Annotated in this window: 19 protein-coding genes and 1 tRNA gene; 16 read left to right on the top strand and 4 right to left on the bottom strand. The window is 31.7% G+C overall.

Going from position 1 to position 19,232, the window contains the following annotated elements:
• Positions 1 to 70: 70 nt before the first annotated feature.
• The 9 genes from QHT84_RS03770 (at position 71) to QHT84_RS03730 (ending at position 9,275) form a co-directional block, all read left to right on the top strand.
• Positions 71 to 358 carry a helix-turn-helix domain-containing protein gene (locus QHT84_RS03770; protein ID WP_158981134.1) on the top strand — a complete coding sequence of 96 codons (288 nt, stop codon included), beginning with the start codon at positions 71 to 73 and terminating at the stop codon, positions 356 to 358.
• Positions 359 to 361: 3 nt separating this feature from the next.
• Complete coding sequence (locus QHT84_RS03765) at positions 362 to 637, top strand: helix-turn-helix domain-containing protein (RefSeq protein ID WP_283238198.1); 276 nt, start codon at positions 362 to 364, stop codon at positions 635 to 637.
• Positions 638 to 639: 2 nt separating this feature from the next.
• Positions 640 to 2,916: a DUF3987 domain-containing protein gene (locus tag QHT84_RS03760; protein ID WP_283238197.1), complete on the top strand. Its 2,277-nt coding sequence runs from the start codon at positions 640 to 642 to the stop codon at positions 2,914 to 2,916.
• A 65-nt stretch (positions 2,917 to 2,981) separates the two neighbouring features.
• Positions 2,982 to 4,847, top strand: coding sequence for a Dam family site-specific DNA-(adenine-N6)-methyltransferase (locus QHT84_RS03755; protein ID WP_283238196.1), 1,866 nt, complete (start codon positions 2,982 to 2,984; stop codon positions 4,845 to 4,847).
• Positions 4,844 to 5,632 carry a hypothetical protein gene (locus QHT84_RS03750; protein ID WP_283238195.1) on the top strand — a complete coding sequence of 263 codons (789 nt, stop codon included), beginning with the start codon at positions 4,844 to 4,846 and terminating at the stop codon, positions 5,630 to 5,632. The genes QHT84_RS03755 and QHT84_RS03750 overlap by 4 nt, the downstream gene beginning before the upstream one ends.
• Positions 5,629 to 6,558, top strand: coding sequence for an McrB family protein (locus QHT84_RS03745; RefSeq protein WP_283238194.1), 930 nt, complete (start codon positions 5,629 to 5,631; stop codon positions 6,556 to 6,558). Before QHT84_RS03750 ends, QHT84_RS03745 begins: the two co-directional genes overlap by 4 nt.
• 21 nt (positions 6,559 to 6,579) lie before the next feature.
• A complete protein-coding gene (locus QHT84_RS03740) occupies positions 6,580 to 7,848 on the top strand; it encodes an LlaJI family restriction endonuclease (RefSeq protein ID WP_283238193.1) in 1,269 nt (422 codons plus the stop codon).
• Between the two features lie 48 nt (positions 7,849 to 7,896).
• Complete coding sequence (locus tag QHT84_RS03735) at positions 7,897 to 8,805, top strand: DUF5655 domain-containing protein (RefSeq protein ID WP_283238192.1); 909 nt, start codon at positions 7,897 to 7,899, stop codon at positions 8,803 to 8,805.
• Positions 8,805 to 9,275, top strand: coding sequence for a thermonuclease family protein (locus QHT84_RS03730; protein WP_283238191.1), 471 nt, complete (start codon positions 8,805 to 8,807; stop codon positions 9,273 to 9,275). The genes QHT84_RS03735 and QHT84_RS03730 overlap by 1 nt, the downstream gene beginning before the upstream one ends.
• A gap of 214 nt (positions 9,276 to 9,489) precedes the next feature.
• Here the strand turns inward: QHT84_RS03730 and QHT84_RS03725 are convergent, their stop codons facing one another.
• The 3 genes from QHT84_RS03725 to QHT84_RS03715 form a co-directional block, all read right to left on the bottom strand.
• Positions 9,490 to 9,675, bottom strand: coding sequence for a hypothetical protein (locus QHT84_RS03725; protein WP_283238190.1), 186 nt, complete (start codon positions 9,673 to 9,675; stop codon positions 9,490 to 9,492).
• 1 nt (position 9,676) lies between these two features.
• The gene (locus QHT84_RS03720) at positions 9,677 to 11,158 is read right to left on the bottom strand and encodes a cysteine peptidase family C39 domain-containing protein (protein WP_283238189.1); all 1,482 of its coding nucleotides are present in this window, start codon (positions 11,156 to 11,158) and stop codon (positions 9,677 to 9,679) included.
• A 1,132-nt stretch (positions 11,159 to 12,290) separates the two neighbouring features.
• Positions 12,291 to 13,094, bottom strand: coding sequence for a hypothetical protein (locus QHT84_RS03715; RefSeq protein WP_051604507.1), 804 nt, complete (start codon positions 13,092 to 13,094; stop codon positions 12,291 to 12,293).
• Between the two features lie 93 nt (positions 13,095 to 13,187).
• Here QHT84_RS03715 and QHT84_RS03710 point away from each other — a divergent pair, with 93 nt between their 5' ends.
• Complete coding sequence (locus QHT84_RS03710) at positions 13,188 to 13,679, top strand: thermonuclease family protein (RefSeq protein WP_262319152.1); 492 nt, start codon at positions 13,188 to 13,190, stop codon at positions 13,677 to 13,679.
• A gap of 93 nt (positions 13,680 to 13,772) precedes the next feature.
• Here the strand turns inward: QHT84_RS03710 and QHT84_RS03705 are convergent.
• Positions 13,773 to 13,845 (bottom strand) — tRNA-Phe (locus tag QHT84_RS03705).
• A gap of 100 nt (positions 13,846 to 13,945) precedes the next feature.
• On the opposite strand from QHT84_RS03705, the gene QHT84_RS03700 reads away from it, so the two are divergent.
• Genes QHT84_RS03700 through QHT84_RS03675 form a run of 6 tightly spaced genes read left to right on the top strand, consistent with a single transcriptional unit; the run spans position 13,946 to position 19,227 of the window.
• Positions 13,946 to 14,674, top strand: a complete 729-nt coding sequence (locus QHT84_RS03700; protein WP_283238188.1) for a type III pantothenate kinase — start codon at positions 13,946 to 13,948, stop codon at positions 14,672 to 14,674.
• On the top strand, positions 14,671 to 15,927 hold the full coding sequence (locus QHT84_RS03695; RefSeq protein WP_283238187.1) for a hypothetical protein: 1,257 nt from the start codon (positions 14,671 to 14,673) through the stop codon (positions 15,925 to 15,927). The genes QHT84_RS03700 and QHT84_RS03695 overlap by 4 nt, the downstream gene beginning before the upstream one ends.
• An 11-nt stretch (positions 15,928 to 15,938) precedes the next feature.
• Positions 15,939 to 17,216: a hypothetical protein gene (locus QHT84_RS03690; RefSeq protein ID WP_283238186.1), complete on the top strand. Its 1,278-nt coding sequence runs from the start codon at positions 15,939 to 15,941 to the stop codon at positions 17,214 to 17,216.
• A 33-nt stretch (positions 17,217 to 17,249) separates the two neighbouring features.
• On the top strand, positions 17,250 to 17,765 hold the full coding sequence (gene lptC / locus QHT84_RS03685) for an LPS export ABC transporter periplasmic protein LptC (RefSeq protein ID WP_283238185.1): 516 nt from the start codon (positions 17,250 to 17,252) through the stop codon (positions 17,763 to 17,765).
• A 1-nt stretch (position 17,766) separates the two neighbouring features.
• Complete coding sequence (locus QHT84_RS03680; RefSeq protein WP_283238184.1) at positions 17,767 to 17,964, top strand: hypothetical protein; 198 nt, start codon at positions 17,767 to 17,769, stop codon at positions 17,962 to 17,964.
• Positions 17,965 to 17,967: 3 nt separating this feature from the next.
• Entirely contained in the window at positions 17,968 to 19,227 is a 1,260-nt protein-coding gene (locus tag QHT84_RS03675; RefSeq protein WP_283238183.1) for a hemolysin family protein, read from the top strand.
• Positions 19,228 to 19,232: the final 5 nt, after the last annotated feature.

Here is a 19,232-nt window from a genome sequence, read left to right as displayed (position 1 = left end):
ACGATTTCATTCAATCCACAACACGACCGCCCAACAACCTTTGTCCTGTATAACAATAAAAATACAGGATATGCAAAACAATGCAATTTTACTTCAAACCCTAACTGTTGAACAGCTTCAACAGCTAATAGGCACATCCGTTAGAAACGGTATTATTGAACTTCAAAAGGAAATTCAAACAAAAGACAATTCAGAAGAATTAATGACCAGAGAAGAAACCTGCCAATTTCTAAAAATTGATAGCAGCACTTTATGGGCATGGACAAACAATGGTAAAGTTAAAGCTTATGGTATAGGTGCAAGACGTTACTACAAAAAGTCTGAAATAATGGAATGTTTAACCCTATTAAAAAAGTAAGCTATGAATAATTTTTATGACGATGCCGAAAAAGTATTAAAAAGGTTAGACGAGAGTGTTGCCTTAATAGTTGCACAAATGAAAATAGGTGGCAAATTAGATCCCGAAGATGTGTTTTTTGATAACGGTGAATTTATGAAACTAATGAACATTAGTAAAAGAACAGCACAGGAATGGAGAAACAAGAAAATTATCGAGTTCTCTCAAGTAGGTAATAAAATCTATTACAGACTTTCAGACATTCAAAAATTACTAAATGATAACTATAATTCTAAGTAACAATGGAACAGATAGCAAATAACAAACTGATGGTTAGTGTTTATCAAGAGTTCAAACACAACTTAGGAGAAAGAAATCTTATAGATGTCTTTCAAGAAATCAAATCCGATAAATACCAAAGTGAAATTAATTCTATACGATATGCTTTGCATAAAGGAGATGAAAAAACAGCCGAAGAAATCAAAAACGGGTTATTAGGCTTTACAACTTCTGGAACATTTGGACAAAGCAGAACAAAAGCAAATATTGTAACCTATTCACAAGTAGTATGTTTAGATTTTGATGATATACCATTAACCGAAATAAACAATCTTGTAACGCTTGTAAATGGCTGTAGATACACGTTCGCATCATTTATAAGTCCAAGTAACGAAGGTTTAAAAGTATTCATTAAAGTCAATTCAAATGCAGCACAACACACAACAGTTTACAATCAAATCGCAAATTTTTATAAAGAGTTATCAGGTTATGATTTTGATGCAAAATGTAAAGACATTACCCGATTGTGTTTTGTTTCTTGTGATACAGATTTATTTTTAAATGAAAATGCAGTAATTTTTGAAGTAAAGGAAGAAGTTAAACCATTAAATTCAGAACCAATAAGAGAAGTTAAACACAAGCTTACAACGGATGAATTATTAGATAAATGCTTAAAGTTCACAGAAAACAAAGAACAGTATTACAATGGTAACAGAAACAATTTCATTTTCCTATTCTCCTGCAATGCAAATAAATATGGTATTTACGAAGAAGACACATTGAATTTCTGTTTAAATAATTTTGATTTAGAGGAAAGAGAAATAAAAGCAACAGTAAACAGTACATACAGAAACCAAAGTGCCGACTTTGCAAAGTATGCAAACTTTGCAAACCTGCAAAGTTCTATAATAGCCAACGAAACAAGAGTAGAAAGTAGTTTTGAAGATTATGAAGATTGTCTAAAAGCAACTCCAATAATTCCACAATCGGTTTACGATAATTTACCGCCTATTTTGTTTGAAAGCTGTAAAGTATTTACACAAGAAAGAGAAAGAGATGTATATCTTACAGGAGCATTGGCAATTCTTTCAGGTTGTTTACCTAATGTATCAGGTTTGTATAGTGGAAGTATTGTTTATCCAAGTTTGTTTTCTTTCATTTTAGCTCCAGCAGCTTCAGGAAAAGGAGCGTTGAAATTTGCTAAATCATTAGCAGATAAATATCACGATAAAACATTAGCACTTTCATTAGAAGATAAAAAGATTTATGATGAAAAATTATCAGCTTATAAAATGCTAAAAGGAAAAGGTAAACTAGAACCAGGACAAGAATTGCCAATGCCTCCAAAATTTAAAGTTGTTTATATTCCGGCTAATACAAGTAATGCAAAAATAATGCAGCACTTAGATTGGAACGATGGTAGAGGAATTATTTGTGAAACCGAAGCAGATACATTAGGACAAACTTTTAAAAACGAGTGGGGTTCGTATTCGGATATGTTGAGAAAATCATTTCATCACGAAAAAATATCAAAAAGTATTAAAACAGATGGAGAATATATAGAAGTTAATAATCCACAATTATCAGTTGCCTTGTCAGGAACACCAAAACAAGTATTTAATATCATTGCATCAGCAGAAGATGGTTTGTTTAGTCGATTTATATTCTATGTTTTTAAAACCGATGCAGTTTGGTTAGACCCATCACCAAAAGGAAATCCTGTAAACTTAACAGACTATTTCACAACACAATCAAAACTAGTTTTAAAGTTGGTAGAGTTTTACGAAAGAGACGAATTAATTTTACATTTAACTGATGAACAATGGGATAGATTTAACCCTATTTTCAGTTCGTTTTTAGAACAAATAAACACGTTTGTCAGTGAAGATGCCCTAAGTATAGTTAAGCGTTTAGGATTGATATTATATCGTTTTTGCATGATTTTCACAGCTTTAAGAAAGTTTGCAACAAATGATTATCACAAAGAAATCTATTGTTCAGATATTGATTTTGAAACAGCATTAACACTAACAAAAACCTACATTCAACACAGTGTAATAATGTTTACTAATCTACCAAAACAAGGAGAACAAGGATCATTCAAATCAGGTGAAAATAAAAAGAAATTCTTTGATGCATTACCTAATAAATTCCAAAGAAAAGAAGCAATTGAAATCGGTAAAAAGTTTGATATTGGAGAGCGTTCAGTGGGTAACTTTCTTAAATCATGTTTAGGAAGATACTTACAACAGCCTGATTATGGGATATATACGAAAATCAACAAACAAGCCAATAAATAAGTTTTTAATTACTATTTTTGTTAGATTTCTAATACTATTTACATGCACTATATAAGCAACTATAAATGAGATACATAGGCAACAAAACAAAGCTTCTTCATTTTATTGAAAAAGTTATCAATAAACACAAAATTAAAGGTGAAATTTTTGCAGATTTATTTGCGGGGACTGGTAGTGTAGGTGATTATTTTAAAAATAAATATAATATCATTTCTAATGATTTTATGTATTATTCGTATGTTTTCAATCGTGCCAAATTATTAAATAGTGATGTTCCTAAATTTGAAAATTTTAACTCTAAATATCATACTTGTATTTTTAATTGGTTAAATGAAAAAAAATATGAGCAAAACAAACATTTTTTTATATACAACAACTATACGCCAATCGGTAATAGAATGTTTTTTACAGAAAATAATGGTCTTAAAATAGATGGCATAAGGATAAGTATTGAAGAATTGTATCGTGATTTAGTAATAAATGAAAACGAATATTTTTTTCTACTAGCATCTCTTTTAGAAAGTATAACCAAAGTCTCAAACACTTCTGGCACTTATGAAGCATTTTTTAAATTTTGGGAATCAAGAGCTACAAAAGAATTTAATATTGAACCTCTTGAATTTCATAAAGTTCAAACTAAATTTTCAAACATAATATACAATGAGGATAGCAATTCTATTATCAGAAAAATAAAAGGCGATATTCTTTATATTGACCCACCATATTCTGTAACACAATACGCATCAGCATACCACGTTCTTGAAACTGTAGCAAGATATGACTTTCCAGATATCAAAGGGGTTGGAGGTAAAAGAGACAAAAGTAAATACATTTCTCTTTACAGCAGGAAACAATTTGCATTAGAACAGTTTGAAGATTTATTCAGACAATCAGAATTCAAACACATTTTAATCAGTTATAGTAATCAAAGTATAGTTCCACTTGAGGAGTTAGTTGAATTAGCTAAACTTTTTTCAATTGATAATATAGTTCATGTTGAGAATGTTAATTATAAAGAATATCAAAATCACAGATCAAGCAATAAAAGAAATGGTGATACCTTGAAAGAAGTAATCATATATTTCAAAAAAGAAATTGACTTTACTAAGTCACCATTAAATTATTCTGGCAGTAAAGACACATTATTACCAAATATTATAAAAGAAATGCCTAAACATATTGGAACGTTCGTTGATGTAATGGGTGGTGCATTTAATGTTGGGGCAAATGTAGTTACTACTGATAAAATAGTATATAATGAAATAAATGATAAAGTTTTCGGTATTGTAGAATGGCTTTTATTAAATGATAAAAAAGATATTGTTAGTAGTATTGAAAATACTATTTCAAAATTCAAACTCACAAAGAGAGGCAAAAAAGAATACTTATTACTCAGAGATTACTACAATAATGAAAAACCGGAAGCATTATTATTATATATTTTACATATGTATGGCTTTCAAAATATGATAAGATTTAATAATTCACAAAAATTTAATACCCCTATTGGAGTAGCTGGATATAGTGATGATATAAAAAATCGTATTTTAAATTTCAAAACAAAAACTAACATAAATAATATTGTATTAAAAAACGGTTGCTATACAGACATAAAATGGGAAGATTATCCATTGGACACAGTTTTTTACTTTGACCCTCCTTACTTTATTACAAGTGCAGCATATAATGATGGTAAGAGAGGTATGAAAGGATGGAATGGTGACTCAGAAATTGAATTGTTGAGTATTCTTACTAAATTAGACAAATTAAATTATAAATTTATACTTTCTAACGTATTACATCACAGAGATAAAACAAATCATATGCTTATAGAATGGATACAAGAACACAATTTTAAAATTGTCAACGCAGGTACTTCTGGGTGGCGTTATGCTAAAAATGAAGTGCTAATAAAAAATTTTGAAATATGAAATCAAGTCTAATTATTTCTGAAAAACTATTTAAAAAATTTGAGTCTACAGATTTTAGTTTATCTACTTGGCAAAATATAAATATTTCAAATGTAGAGGAATTATTCAGTTATATAATTTTTAAAATAAACAATTACAATAGTAAGTTTAACTTACAGAGTATAATTGTTGGTAATACAAAAGATAATAGAAATATGCATACTGCACTAATCGTAGATGAGGATAGTAATTTTGAAATAGCGTATGTATTTTTTATTTCTCCAGGTTCCATTGCAAGAAATATGTTTTTGTCACAACAAGCTTATAGTGGCATTCACAACATTTTTAATAAATATTGCGTTGATTCAATATGCAACGACATTTTCAATAAACCTGTCTATATAATTAATACCAATGAGGATGATTTACAAGATTCTAAAATTGCAACAATTAGAGGTTCTTTAAACATGGGTTTACATTACATTGATATTATAAATAGCAATTCTTTTATTCCTTTTAATAGTCTTGAAGAATATAATCAGGAATTAATTAGATTAAGTGGTTCTATTAACAATAATTGGTTTTCAATAGATGAAACAACAAAAAAGGTTACTTTTCATACAGGTAGAAATAGATTAAAAGACGGTACTAGTGATAGATACGAATTTTTATCTAGACAATTTCCAGCATTAAAACTTTCTTATTTGAACGGTTACGAATCAGATATTAATGAAATTGTAAATAATGAAAATAGCGAAACGGTTGATTCATTTATAAATTATTTCAAAAAAATATACAACTCATGATACAAAAGATATACTATGGTACACCTGGCACAGGTAAAAGTTTTTTAATTGACGAAATGCTTAAAACTGATAATATCCTTGATGATAATATTTTTCGTGTAACTTTTCATCCCGAATATACTTATTCGGACTTTATTGGGCAACTACTTCCCAGTGTAAAAACAAATACTGATGGTGAAAAAGAGATTAATTATGAATTTACAAAAGGTATTTTCACTCAAGCTCTAGAAAAGGCATATCAAGACACTTCTATAAATGTTTTTTTGATTTTAGAAGAAATGTCAAGAGGTGATGTTGCGGCAATATTTGGTGATATATTCCAGTTGTTAGATAGGGTTCAAGAAGGACCTTTAGCCGGTTATAGTAGATACTTTATAAATAATGATATAATTGCCAAAGACATAACATCTATTATTGATAACAAAATCAAATTACCACCAAATTTATTTATTTATGGCACAGTAAATACTAGCGATCAAAATGTATTTGTTATGGATACAGCTTTTAAAAGAAGATTTGATTGGCAATATGTTAGTACTAAACCTGTAAAAAAAGGTGATATATATTTAAACAATGTAAATTTAAATATTTGTGACAATTCAAATAAATTACAAAAAATTGAATGGGTTAAATTTTATAAAGGTTTAAATAAGTTTATATCTCACAAAGATTATCTTGATTTAGGTGAGGATAAACAGATAGGTCAGTTTTTTATTGAATTTTCGTCTAATGAAAGTGATGAACAAATAAAATATAAAATTCAAAATAAATTACTACAATTTCTTTGGAGCGATATTCATAAAGCATCGTTTAAAAGAAACATACATCTTTTCTCTAAAGATATATCAAGTTTTTCTGAGTTATATGATTTATTCGAAGAAGATAAAAATATTTTCTCAGTTGATTTTTTTGATTGTTTGAAATAGTAAATTATTAATATAAAAGTTATGCAAGATATATTTTTAGGTCAAGACGGTACTTTTATTTTTGAATCAACAAAAAAAGAATTTGAGTTGGTTCAAGGTTTGGATACAAGATTTAAAAATAAAGATATTAATTCTGAAGTGTATGACTTTGTAGGGCTTGTATGCAAGAAAGACAAAACGTTAGTAGTATTTCCTAAACACTATTATTCAAATAATCTTTTAAAAGAAAATGAAAAAGACAACAATAGTAGTGAACAGGATGTTCATTTATTATTTGATGTAATTCAAAAATATATTTTTAATAGGAAATCAACTGCTACAAAATTTGCAGGTGAAAAACTAGATTTTGAATCTGATTACCCTTTTGCTTCTTTTTTTTCTGTTTACAACTATTTTAAGCAATTTGGTATTTATAATGAGAGAATAACTAAAACTAAAGTTGGTTATAAAGGAAAAATATCATGGAAAGATACAATAAGAAAATCTCATAAAATATACAGCAATGGTAACCTTATACATTTACCACTCTATATTAAAGAAAATAAATCAAAACAAGTTTTTATTAGTGACTGTATGGCATTTGTAATTGATTATACTCTAGAAAGATTTCCGTTTTTATTTCAACTAGCAAAAACTAATCACAAAAAAACGACATTTGACTTCTTAGAAAATATAGATTTTGTTATTAGAAAATTGCAAGAATATAAAAATCAGGTGTTTAAAGATATTAATAAGAGATTGATAAGTGATTTGATTAATTATTTTACAGAAATAGAAGGTCATAAAAAAGGAGGAGATATTCATGTAAAAATTAAATATTTCAATCTAGTGTGGGAAGAAATGATAGGGCATTATCTGAATAATCACTTCTCTCATATAGACAATGATAATAATCTGTATTTTGAGACAGAAAACATTAATTCGAAAGTTAGATTTTCTAAAAAAACCTTTCAAGTTGATAAATCTATAAACAATTTTACTATAGAACCAGATCATTACTTTATAGATGATGATTTACAATACATTTTTGATGCTAAGTATTATGATGTACTTGACCATTTGAATTATAAGCAGTATTCATATCATGAAATGTTAAAGTCTAATAAAGATGAGAACAAAACAATTAGTGCATTAATAATTCCAAGCGATAATGAAAATACATCTGAAATACATTTCAGTCTAGCAGACTCATATGTAAAAGAAGGTACATCATCAACAACGATTATTTCACAAAAACTTAAAACCAAAGATGTTATGATTAGTTATTTAAATTCAAATTTGAATCTCTAATTAATTAAATCCTCATTAAGGTATTATAAAAATACAAACTAAAAAAAAATGAAATTATACAACTCTTCAAATGCATCAAAAATCAAATCTTTAAAAGAAAATTCTTTTAAATTGGAGAAGGATATTCAAAATATTTTCGAAGAAAATTTGTCTGAAATAATGGGTTTACAATTAGTTAAATCAGAGTTTTCAATAAAAAACAAAAGAATAGATACTTTAGCATTTGACAAGCAATCTCAAGCTTTTATAATAATAGAATATAAAAGAGATAAAAATTATAGTGTTGTCGACCAAGGTTTAACTTATCTTAATATTATGCTACAAAATAGAGCAGAATTTATATTAACATACAATGAAACATTAAACGAAACATTACATAGTAAAGACGTTGATTGGACACAATCTAGAGTTGCATTTGTTTCGCCAAGTTTTACTGAAAACCAAATATCTGCTAGTGACTTTAAAGATTTGGGTATTGAATTATGGGAGGTAAAGCAATTTGAAAATAATATTTTAAGTGTAAATAGTATAAAGAAAAGTAATGCCGCACAAAGTATTAAACCACTCTTGGAAAATAATGAAAGTTTTAAAGAAGTAAAAGAAAATATAAAAGTTTATGCAGAAGAAGATCACTTTAAAAATGGTTCTGATGCAACAATTGAGTTATATGAAAAGTTTAAATCTTCTATTCTTAATTTAGCTGACAATATTGAAATTCTTCCCCAAAAAACCTACATTGCTTTTAAAAAAGGTAGTAATATTACAGATATTGAAATGCAAAAAAAAGCATTGAAAATATTTATCAATGCAAAGTTTGGTTCAATAAATGACCCTAAAAATATAGCAAAAGATGTTTCAAATATTGGACATAGAGGTAATGGTGAATATCAAATACAAATTGAAAACGATAACGATTTAGAATATATTATGAGTTTAATTAAACAAGTAATTAAATAATGAAATACAGTTTTAAAATACTCTTATTTTTACTTGTAACTAATTTTATTTACAGTCAAAAAACATTAACGGCTAAAGTTGTCGGAATTAAAGACGGTGATACAGTTGTTGTTTTAGATAGTTTAAATAATCAAATTACATTAAGATTAGCTGAAGTTGATTGCCCAGAAAAAAGTCAACCATTCGGTACAAAAGCAAAACAATTCACATCAGACCAAATATATCTTAAAACAATAAAATATGTGGTTACAGATACAGATAGATATGGTCGCTCAATAGCTATGATTTATTATGACGTAGATAATAAATATTTATCGGCAGAAATAATAAAAGCAGGTATGGGGTGGCATTACAAAAGATATTCTAAGTCAAAAGAACTAGCTTTATTTGAAGATAATGCTAAAAAGAATAAAATAGGTTTATGGATAGACAATAATCCTATAGAACCATCCGAATGGAGAAAACAATAAATATTACCTCATTCATCTGCACAAAAATCGCTCCTAGTCCAAGTATTCCTAGCATCAATTCTTTGTTTGCTTTATTTCGTTAATATTTTTTTTAAACCAAAAAAAACCTCAATTAAGAGGTTTGATTTAATTTAGTTTTAATACTTTTAGCTTATATAATAATAAAAAAAGAGAACCGATTAGTTCTCTTTTTTTGGATTTATGTTGATATCTTTTATGCGTTCAAAACAATTTGTGATGACTTTTCTATAGAAACATTTTGTTTCTGCTTAAATTCTCGAACAGTTTCTTTCATTAATGTGTTGATACGACTATTTGACTCGATAAGCTTTGCGCTCTCAACTCTTTTTAGGTCTTTCAACATATCAGTTAAAGAAATAATTGTTTTTTTGGTACTCATTTTATTTTAAATTATTTTTAAATTTAGTGTAAAAATCTAAATTATAGGGCAAATCTACAAAATCTTTTTCACTTTTTACAAATATTTTATCTGGATAACCTGCAAATAATAATGAATCTATAAAGTTTTTATTAGCTTCTGTAGCATCAATAACTATCAAACCATCAGCTTTACCAGTATTAAAGTTATTATTCTCATATATTTCAGCAACCCATATAAATTTTGGCATTTTAGCTAATACCAATGCCTCAATCAATATATCTTCGTTTGATTTTAATTTACTTACATGAGATTTAAATGATCTACTAGATGTGAGAAAGAACCTGAATACAAAACCATTTTTAAATTTATAACCAAAATTTGCATCTGAAATTATACTTATTGCTAAACTTCTGGCATTTATAACTTCGAGATAGATTTTTTTGTATAATGGTACGACTATAGACTCTATCGTTGCTCCTTTAAAATCATCATCTTCATAATGTTCAACAGGATTATTCAAATCAATTAACCTATAAGGTGCTAAATTATCATCTATTACAACATATTTTTTTGGTAAATCCGTATAATCAATATAGTTAATAATTTCATCGGAATAACTTAACTCTCTGGTTTTAACAGTGCCAAAATCATATTCATCATCATATTCATGTCCGATGATTACAGTTGCGTGACCTATATTTTCATTTTCAATTGCGGCAATTACAGGAATACCCGATTCAATATAATAGGCTATAATATTATCTAATTCATTTTCAAAGGCATCGTCTTCTGCGTATATACTTGTTCCAAAACCAAACTCCTTTAAAGCAAAAGATATTTGATCAACTGTTAAACCATTTGAAGGTAATAATCTTTGTTTAGAAAATTTATTTAATACATTAATTATATTTGAAGGCATTGTTGGTTTATAATCAGGATATCTATTACCAAAATATTCCATTACACTCCATATAGTTGTTTCGGCACATGATATGCTTTCTGTGTCTTGTGAGCTATGTGGATAGCCTTCCACGGTTAACTTTACACCATTTACTAATACACTTCCTTTATAGTTACAAGTGATGAAATTATTTTCTTCAAAAGCGTCTTTACTAATTAAAGACCTACCAATAGGACAAGTAAAAGTTGGTCTAACTACTAGATATCCTAAAAATTTTTCATTTAACTCAGATACTAATTCTTCATTTCTAAAATGTTCATTTGTTATTTCGTCGGAAAAAAATGAAACTCTCAAACAATCTCTATAATAATGATTATGCTTAGAAGCAAAGTATGTATAATAGCTATCTCTGTATATCTTATCAACATATGGATATTCTATAATTACCCATAAATCTTCTTTTAATTCATCAAATATTTTGTACAGTTCTTGCTCAATAAAATTATCATCATCTTTTTTATTAAAATTATCGTCAATTAATTCTAATATACTATCTACAGCTTCTTCTAATGGAGATATAACAAAAGTAATATTGTTCATTCTTACAGTTAATTAAATATTTACAAAAGTACTTACATTTTATAAATATCTAATATAATATTGAAATAGGAACGCTATCGCTGACGTATTTTCACCCACCCAACCCAACGCTCTGCCAACGCTCTAGTGGTTTTCTCCCAGCGCAATAAGCACTTGTTTTTTCCCATGCTGTGCAAAGCATTTTTTGCCTGTTTTATTTTCCCAACCCCATCGCACATAAAACAGGCAAAAAAAGCCCTGCACTTTCCCAACGCTCGAAAAACAAGAGCTTGCCAACGCTAAAAACCACTCCCAAGCTATTTTACATAATGAAGGCAACATTATAGTTCAAAAAAAAGCGTTAATATTTTCGATGGTTTTTTTTTAGAACTATAATTTCATTATGTAAAATATCCGCTCAGCCAACGCTCCCACCCGAAATAGGAACAGTATTTTCATTGTTTTTTGAAGATGCCATAACGTATCACAACAACATTTGTGGTAAATAGAAAATACCCATTTCAAAAGACAAGTCAGGCATCCTCAAAAATCAAATTTGCCCACAAGAGTATAGTTTTTAATTTGCCAGAACATTGGTAGTAAATTGTTTTTAAGTCGTCTTGATGCTATACAATGTCGTAGAACAATTCAATAAACAAACAACCCCGATTTTAAAAAGACCAATCTAGCATCAAGCCGTCAATAAAAACAATCAGAAAAAACCGTAAAGCAAATAAAAAACTATACCCTTGTTTCGCTACTGCCAACGCACTAGGTAGAGTTCAGTAGGGGAAATCTCCCATTTCCCCAAACCCCTTAGGGTGCAATTTTTTTTAAAATAATGCCAGACGTTTTTCACTCCGATTGAAATTTAGCGGTAGGCATTCTTTCAAAAAAAACAGCTCAAATTTTAACCAATCCGAATGTTGATTTTTGAATGGAAAGGTTCGGGCTTCCTTGCGATTGTGGAATGGATAAAAAAACGGTTGTTCTTTTTTCTCTTAATTCGTAGATATTCCGTACTTAAATGCACTATAACCCCTATATAAGTGCGGATTATAGATAAATGAGTGCAAAATAAAAAACCCTCTCTTTCGAAAGGGTTTACTTTGCAACATTGCAGACTTTGCAAACTTGCAAACTGATGGTCTTTTTAGAATACTTCTTGAACTTTCATTGCGTTACCTGCATTGAATAAGTAGTAATTTCCTCCAACTTCTTGATAAAACTCAATACCAACACAACCTAAAACAGCTATATTAGTTGTTAAGGTTGGAGAACCTGGCAAAGTTGCTGTAATATCAATTAATGAAGTCACAGCATTAACAGGAGTATAAGCAGAATAGGCAATATCTGATAACTCATTCAATGTTGGTTCGGCAGGCTCATAAGCACTTGTAGCGGGATTATAAACAAAATCCGATACAGCAGCTAAGGCATTGATAATTCTAAAATGTGTGGCTCCTGATGGAACATTTAAAAAACTCAACGGATTAAAAGCTGGTAATGATAAAGTACTTTCGTTTCTATCAACTGTAGCAGTTAATGTAAATGGAGCACTAAGAATACCATTAAAAGAAATGTTCTTATTAAAATCCAATCCTCTTAAATATTGAGGCTGTTGTGAAACCAAGACAGCTCTTTGTCCTCTGGCTTCTGAACCATCTTCAATATTTATTTTTTTCATAATAGCAGTTAATCTACCTGTAAATTGGCTATCAGTCATTTGTTTCATTAAAGCTGATAAAGCAATTCTAACAGATTTTCCTGCCATTGCACATGCTGCAAACTCAGACATGTTTTCACGAGTACGAACAAAACCCGGAGCGGTTTTTACTTGCTCTCCTGTTGGTCCACCTTTTAATCCTGCATAGTAACCAGTGTTACCTTTAATTTTGAAGTGACGAACTTCTCCTAACGTCCCGACATATTTAACATGTCCTTTTTGTTGAGCCATAAGCTTAAAAAAAATAATTATGTTTTGTGAAAAATTTCATTTAAATTTACAACGTAAAGTATTGATTTACAACATATTAAATAAGGTAAAATAATGCATTTTAACGCAAAAGAAACAACGATTAAAAAAAACCTTCTCAAAATTGTAAAGTTTGTTGATGGTGATGGAATTATTTTAGAAGATATTATTTCAAAAAAGGAATTTGAAGTTAGATTTTTGGGTATAGATGCACCCGAAATAAATTATTGTAACAAAATAAAACAAGATGAAAAAGAGTTGCAAGTTCCAGCTGCACTATTAATCAAATTAGGTTATTTATCATTTAACTTTTTAAAAGATCAAGTTAATTTGGGTGATTATTGCACATTAGTACAGGAACAAAATAATTTAGTTGATAAATACGGAAGACATTTAGGCTATCTTATTTTAAATGATGGTAGAGTTTTGAACGAAATTATGATAAAAGAAGGCTATGCAAAGCCATATAACGATGTTTTCTGTGAAATGCTTCCATTGTATCAAGAATGGAATTTACAAGCTAAGACAAGCAAAAAAGGTTTGTATTCAATAATTAATATTTTCTAAAACTATATTTAAAACACCGTACAAAAACCGTACAAAAACAAAATAAAAAATCCGTAATCACTTGATTTTCAAGTGTATTACGGATTTTTAAAGTGGTACCTCCAGGAATCGAACCAGGGACACATGGATTTTCAGTCCATTGCTCTACCAACTGAGCTAAGGTACCTTGCGTTGTTGCGGGTGCAAATATAGAACGATTTTTAATTTATCCAAAACAAATAATAAAAAAAATCTATTCGTACCTTAGCCTCATAAAATATGACTGTATGCTGTTAGCCGTTGATGTTGGAAATACCAGAATCAAAGCCGCTGTCTTTGAAGAGAATACCCTTTTGGATGTAGTTGTCTTCGACTTGAAGATGGTGGAAAATGAAATTGATTTTATTTTAAAAAAACACCCCAAAATAAATACTATAGCAGTGGCTTCGGTGGGAAAATTAGATCCGGCTGCTTGGATTTCCTTTGAAGACAAAGCGAAACTTTTCCTAATTACGCCTCAAACCAAGTTTCCGTTTAAAAACCGCTATGCTACTCCAAATTCGTTGGGCATTGATCGCATGGTGTTGGCCGCCGGTGCCGTATTGCAATTTCCCCGTCAGAACCGATTGGTCATTGATGCCGGCACTTGTATCACGTATGACTTTATTGATGAGAAAGACGAATATTGGGGCGGTGCCATATCGCCCGGTATCCGATTGCGTTATGAAGCGTTACATCAGTTTACCGCCAAGTTGCCTTTACTGACGCGTCAGGCCCCGGAAAATTTCATTGGTCATTCTACTTCAGAGTCGATTCATTCGGGCGTTATTGGCGGTGTACTTCACGAAATTGAAGGCTTCATTGCCGAATACCAAGCCCAATACGCTAAATTTATCATAATTTTAACGGGTGGTGATGCAGAATTTTTGGCTAACCGATTAAAAAATACCATATTTGCCCATTCAAATTTTCTGCTTGAAAGTTTGAACCAAACTTTTCAATACAATCAAAAATGATTAAAAAAATGGCGGCAAGCTTGTGCTTGCTTTTATCTCTTACCACTTTAGCCCAAGAAGGAACCTCTTCGCCTTATTCTTTTTATGGTATCGGTGACATTAAATTTAAAGGCGCCGTAGATACCCGAACCATGGGTGGTTTGAATGTTTTTTCCGATAGTATTCATATTAATTTGCAAAATCCGGCCCATTTAGCCAGCTTAAAACTAACTGCGTTTTCTGTAGGTGCCACTTATGCTACTACTAAATTTCAAACCGAAACCGACGAAGGCAAAGCAAGAAGAACTTCTTTAGATTATTTGGCCGTAGGGATACCGGCAGGAAAACTCGGGTTCAGTTTAGGATTAGTCCCTTATTCTTCTGTGGGCTACAAAATTCAAGATTTAACAGAGGGCGACAGTCCCGTGTATTCAAGATACACCGGAGTGGGAGGTGTTAATAAAGTGTTTACCGGAATTGGGTATCAGTTAACCAAAAAAATCAATATCGGAGCCGACATTCAGTATAATTTCGGAACCATCGAAACCCAGAATTTACGCTATCAAACCGGTGTTGATTTAGTAGAAAACGGTACTCGCGAAAAAAACGAATCCGATATACAAGGCTTTAATGTTGATTTTGGAGCTACTTATCAAACAAAAGTAAACAGTAAGCACACTTTTTTCGGAAGTTTGGCTTACACTCCGGAATCCACCCTACGACTCAACAATTCCAGAAATATAGCCGTAGTCTTGATTACATCAGGAACCACCAGCGTGGTAGAATCTCAAGATATTGACGTCGCAGACACCGAAATAAAGTTGCCTTCAAAGCTGGCCATAGGAACCGGTTACGGGGAAGTAAAAAAATGGTTAGTAGGCGGAGAGGTGACCTTAATAAACAACAGTGTAATGTCGAATCGTTTTGTGGATATTGAGGGCGCTACTTTTGAAAACTCGGTGCGTTACAGCTTGGGAGGTTATTACATCCCGAATTACAATTCGTATTCAAGTTATTTCAAGAAAATCACGTATCGGGCCGGTCTTCGTTACGAAAATACCGGTTTGGTCATTCAGAATAAATCCATAACTGACTTTGCTGCTACCTTAGGTTTTGGTTTGCCTTTAAGCGGTACTTTTTCAAAAATCAACATTGGTTTGGAAATGGGCAAAAGAGGTACCCAGTATTACAATTTGGTGGAAGAAAACTATTTTAACATCAGTGTCGGTTTATCTTTTAGTGATAAATGGTTTGTAAAGCGTAAATTTGATTAAACATTTTTATTATGAAAGCAATTTTTTCCTTAGTTGCCTTACTGCTTTTTGCAGTGACCAACGCTCAAAAATTTGATTGCACATCAAAAACAGCCGAATACCAAGCCTTTTACAAGGCTAAAAATATGAATTCGGCTTTTGAAAGTTGGAATGAAGTACGAAAAAATTGCCCCAAGCAAAGTGAAACCATTTACACCGATGGTATTGAAATACTACAATACAAAACAGATAATGCCGCGTCTGCCGAAGAAAAAGAGACCTTGGTTCGCGAGATGATGAAATTGTACGACCAATACAACAAAAATTTTCCTGATGCCGTTCCTGATTTTGAAGTCAAAAAGGCCATGGCCTTGTACAACAATAAAATAGAAGCCAAAGAAGAAATTTTCGGGCTATTACACAGTGCTTTTTCCAAAGTTCCGCAAAGCATAACCGATGCCAACACCATCTTTACCTATTTTAGTTTGTGTCACGAAAAATACAAAACAGGCGACAGTAAATACGGATTCGACTTCCTGATAGACAAATACAGCTTGGCTTCAGGCATGCTTACCGAATTGGAAACTACACATTCCGACAAAGCCACCGAATACAAAACCGCAATGCGCAGCCTCAAATCGATAACCCGTGAATTAATGACTTGTGAAAACCTGTCCAAATATTACGAAGGAAAATTTGAACAAAATAAAGACAACGCTGGTTGGTTGGATAAAGCCCTCTCTACCCTAACCGCTAAATGCAGTGCCAATCCTATTTATGCGCGTATGGCCGAAAAACTGTACCGCATCAAAGCCACGGCCAATTCGGCAGAATACATGGCCTTAGCCTCTATCAAACAACGAAAATTTGCCGAAACCGAACAGTACTATAATGAAGCGGCCAACTTAGAAACCAACCCGGCTAAAAAAGCGAAGATTTATTACATACTCGGCACCGGAATTTTGGCCAACGATATGGCGAAATCGAAAGAAAATTTAAACAAGGCTGTTCAAAACGATCCTAAAATGGGTCGGGCTTTATTGTTCTTAGCCCAAATGTACTCTTATGCCCCGGAAAAAGATTGCGGCAAAGATGATTTTGAAAAGAAAGCCATTTACTATTTGGCGGTCAAGACCGCTTTGAAAGCCGGTGAAGCTGATCCGGGACTGAAGGCTGCTGCTCAGAAAATGGCCGACGATTTTAAAGCCCAAGCCTTGACTCAGGCGGACATCAACAAAGCCAAATTGGCCGGTAAAGACTATGCTATTGGTTGTTGGATTAATGAAACCATCACCTTTCCCGCCAAGTAAATGAATCGTTATTGCCTAAATAGCTTCCGTTTTTTGGCGTTAGGTCTTAGCCTGTGGATGATTGGTTGCGAAAGCAATTTTAAAGACGTTCAAAAAATGGGGGTTTCCGAATTTGCTCCCAGTGGTGATGCCGATTCGATTAATTTAAAATACACCGATTCGGGACGCATTACCGCCAACTTAATCAGTCCGAAAATGTTGGATTATGCCACGGTACAATTTCCGTACACCGAGTTTCCTAAAGGCATGCATCTAACACTGTATGACAATAAGGGAAAGCAAACCTATATCGATGCGAATTATGCCGTTTCCTATAAAAACACCAATCTTATTGATTTGAGAGGGAATGTAAAAATCTCCAATCAAAGTGGTGAACAGTTGGAAACCGAGCAATTGTATTACGACCAAAAAAACGAATGGTTTTTTACCGAAAAAAAGTTTAAATTTACGTCACCCAAAGGCGTTTCCTACGGTGAAGGCATCGATTTTAGCAAAGATTTCAAAAAAGTAAACTCACAAAAAATATCAGGACAAGTCCAATCAGAATAACATGAACTATTTAAAATTTACCTCGTACGCTTACATTATTGCTGCCATTCTTTTTGCTGTGGAAGCGTTTTTGAAACTGCAGGAAGGCGACAACAACAAAGCGATTTTGATGGGGCTTTTTGCCTTGGGCTGTGTGTTTCTGTTTTTCTTCAGAAGAAATTTTGCCAAAAAATTCGAAGAGCGAAACAAAAAACCATAACCCATGGAAATCGGAATCATCATTCTGTGTTTGATACTTTCCGCTTTTTTTTCCGGAATGGAAATCGCCTTTATCTCTTCTAATAAAATTTATCTGGAGATTGAAAAAAAACAGGACGATTTTGTTTCCAAAATCCTGACCAAACTCACCGAAAAACCATCGAAATTTATCGCCACCATGCTCGTTGGCAACAACGTAGCCATGGTTGTCTATGGTTTTTTTATGGGCGATTTGCTCATGCGTTGCTTCACCCATTTCGGTTTGGCTTTGACTGATTTATCGAGCTTGCTCTTTCAAACGGTTATTTCCACCATCATTGTATTAATGACTTCGGAATTTTTACCCAAAGTTTTTTTTCAGATTTACGCCAACAGTTTCCTCAAGTTTTTTGCACTGCCGGCCTACTTTTTTTACCGACTGTTTTACTATATTTCTTCCTTTATGATTTGGGTTTCCGATGTTATTCTGAAACAATTTTTTAAAACAGAAGGCGACCAAATCAACTTATCGTTTACCAAAACCGAGTTGGGCCATTACATCACCGAACAAATGAACTCGGTCGAAGACCACGAAACGGTCGATTCCGAAATCCAAATTTTCCAAAACGCCCTGGAGTTTTCGGGTGTGAAAGCACGCGACATCATGACACCCAGAACGGAATTAGTCGCTGTGGATTTGTACAGTTCGGTAGCCGATTTGCGCCAATTATTCATCACTACCGGGTATTCCAAAATCCTGGTTTACCTCAATACTATGGATGATATCGTAGGTTATGTGCATTCGTTTGAACTCTTCAAAAAACCCAGAACCATCAAATCGGTTATGATTCCGGTGGAATTTGTCCCCGAAACCATCTTTATTAAAGAAGTGATGAATTTGCTTACTAAAAAAAGAAAAAGTGTGGCGGTGGTTTTAGATGAATACGGTGGTACTTCGGGTATCGTAACCATTGAAGATATTGTGGAAGAACTTTTCGGAGAAATTGAAGACGAACACGATTCCGATGAGGAACTTATCGAAAAACAATTGGACAACAACACCTACCTGCTCTCGGCCCGATTGGATGTGGAATATCTCAACGAAACCTATAAATTAAACATTCCCGAGAGTGATTCTTACGGGACTTTAGGCGGATTTATTGTTGATTTCTCTAAAGAAATTCCGCAAAAAGGCGACCAAATTACCATGGAAAACTTCCAATTTGTTATTGAAGAAGCCACCGACAAGAAGATTGAATTGGTAAAATTAATTCTGTTGGACTAATTTCT

The sequence above is a fragment of the Flavobacterium sedimenticola genome (assembly GCF_030053345.1).
GTDB classification, from domain to species: Bacteria; Bacteroidota; Bacteroidia; order Flavobacteriales; family Flavobacteriaceae; genus Flavobacterium; species Flavobacterium sedimenticola.
The sequence above is the reverse complement of the archived record's forward strand: the minus strand, read 5'-3'. Positions and strand labels throughout refer to the sequence as shown.

Excerpts from the sequence above, each read along its gene's own strand:
- QHT84_RS03770 (WP_158981134.1), top strand. The coding sequence starts at position 71 with ATGCAAAACAATGCAATTTTACTTCAAACCCTAACTGTTGAACAGCTT.
- QHT84_RS03765 (WP_283238198.1), top strand. The coding sequence starts at position 362 with ATGAATAATTTTTATGACGATGCCGAAAAAGTATTAAAAAGGTTAGAC.
- QHT84_RS03760 (WP_283238197.1), top strand. The coding sequence starts at position 640 with ATGGAACAGATAGCAAATAACAAACTGATGGTTAGTGTTTATCAAGAG.
- QHT84_RS03755 (WP_283238196.1), top strand. The coding sequence starts at position 2,982 with ATGAGATACATAGGCAACAAAACAAAGCTTCTTCATTTTATTGAAAAA.
- QHT84_RS03750 (WP_283238195.1), top strand. The coding sequence starts at position 4,844 with ATGAAATCAAGTCTAATTATTTCTGAAAAACTATTTAAAAAATTTGAG.
- QHT84_RS03745 (WP_283238194.1), top strand. The coding sequence starts at position 5,629 with ATGATACAAAAGATATACTATGGTACACCTGGCACAGGTAAAAGTTTT.
- QHT84_RS03740 (WP_283238193.1), top strand. The coding sequence starts at position 6,580 with ATGCAAGATATATTTTTAGGTCAAGACGGTACTTTTATTTTTGAATCA.
- QHT84_RS03735 (WP_283238192.1), top strand. The coding sequence starts at position 7,897 with ATGAAATTATACAACTCTTCAAATGCATCAAAAATCAAATCTTTAAAA.
- QHT84_RS03730 (WP_283238191.1), top strand. The coding sequence starts at position 8,805 with ATGAAATACAGTTTTAAAATACTCTTATTTTTACTTGTAACTAATTTT.
- QHT84_RS03725 (WP_283238190.1), bottom strand. The coding sequence starts at position 9,675 with ATGAGTACCAAAAAAACAATTATTTCTTTAACTGATATGTTGAAAGAC.
- QHT84_RS03720 (WP_283238189.1), bottom strand. The coding sequence starts at position 11,158 with ATGAACAATATTACTTTTGTTATATCTCCATTAGAAGAAGCTGTAGAT.
- QHT84_RS03715 (WP_051604507.1), bottom strand. The coding sequence starts at position 13,094 with ATGGCTCAACAAAAAGGACATGTTAAATATGTCGGGACGTTAGGAGAA.
- QHT84_RS03710 (WP_262319152.1), top strand. The coding sequence starts at position 13,188 with ATGCATTTTAACGCAAAAGAAACAACGATTAAAAAAAACCTTCTCAAA.
- QHT84_RS03700 (WP_283238188.1), top strand. The coding sequence starts at position 13,946 with ATGCTGTTAGCCGTTGATGTTGGAAATACCAGAATCAAAGCCGCTGTC.
- QHT84_RS03695 (WP_283238187.1), top strand. The coding sequence starts at position 14,671 with ATGATTAAAAAAATGGCGGCAAGCTTGTGCTTGCTTTTATCTCTTACC.
- QHT84_RS03690 (WP_283238186.1), top strand. The coding sequence starts at position 15,939 with ATGAAAGCAATTTTTTCCTTAGTTGCCTTACTGCTTTTTGCAGTGACC.
- QHT84_RS03680 (WP_283238184.1), top strand. The coding sequence starts at position 17,767 with ATGAACTATTTAAAATTTACCTCGTACGCTTACATTATTGCTGCCATT.
- QHT84_RS03675 (WP_283238183.1), top strand. The coding sequence starts at position 17,968 with ATGGAAATCGGAATCATCATTCTGTGTTTGATACTTTCCGCTTTTTTT.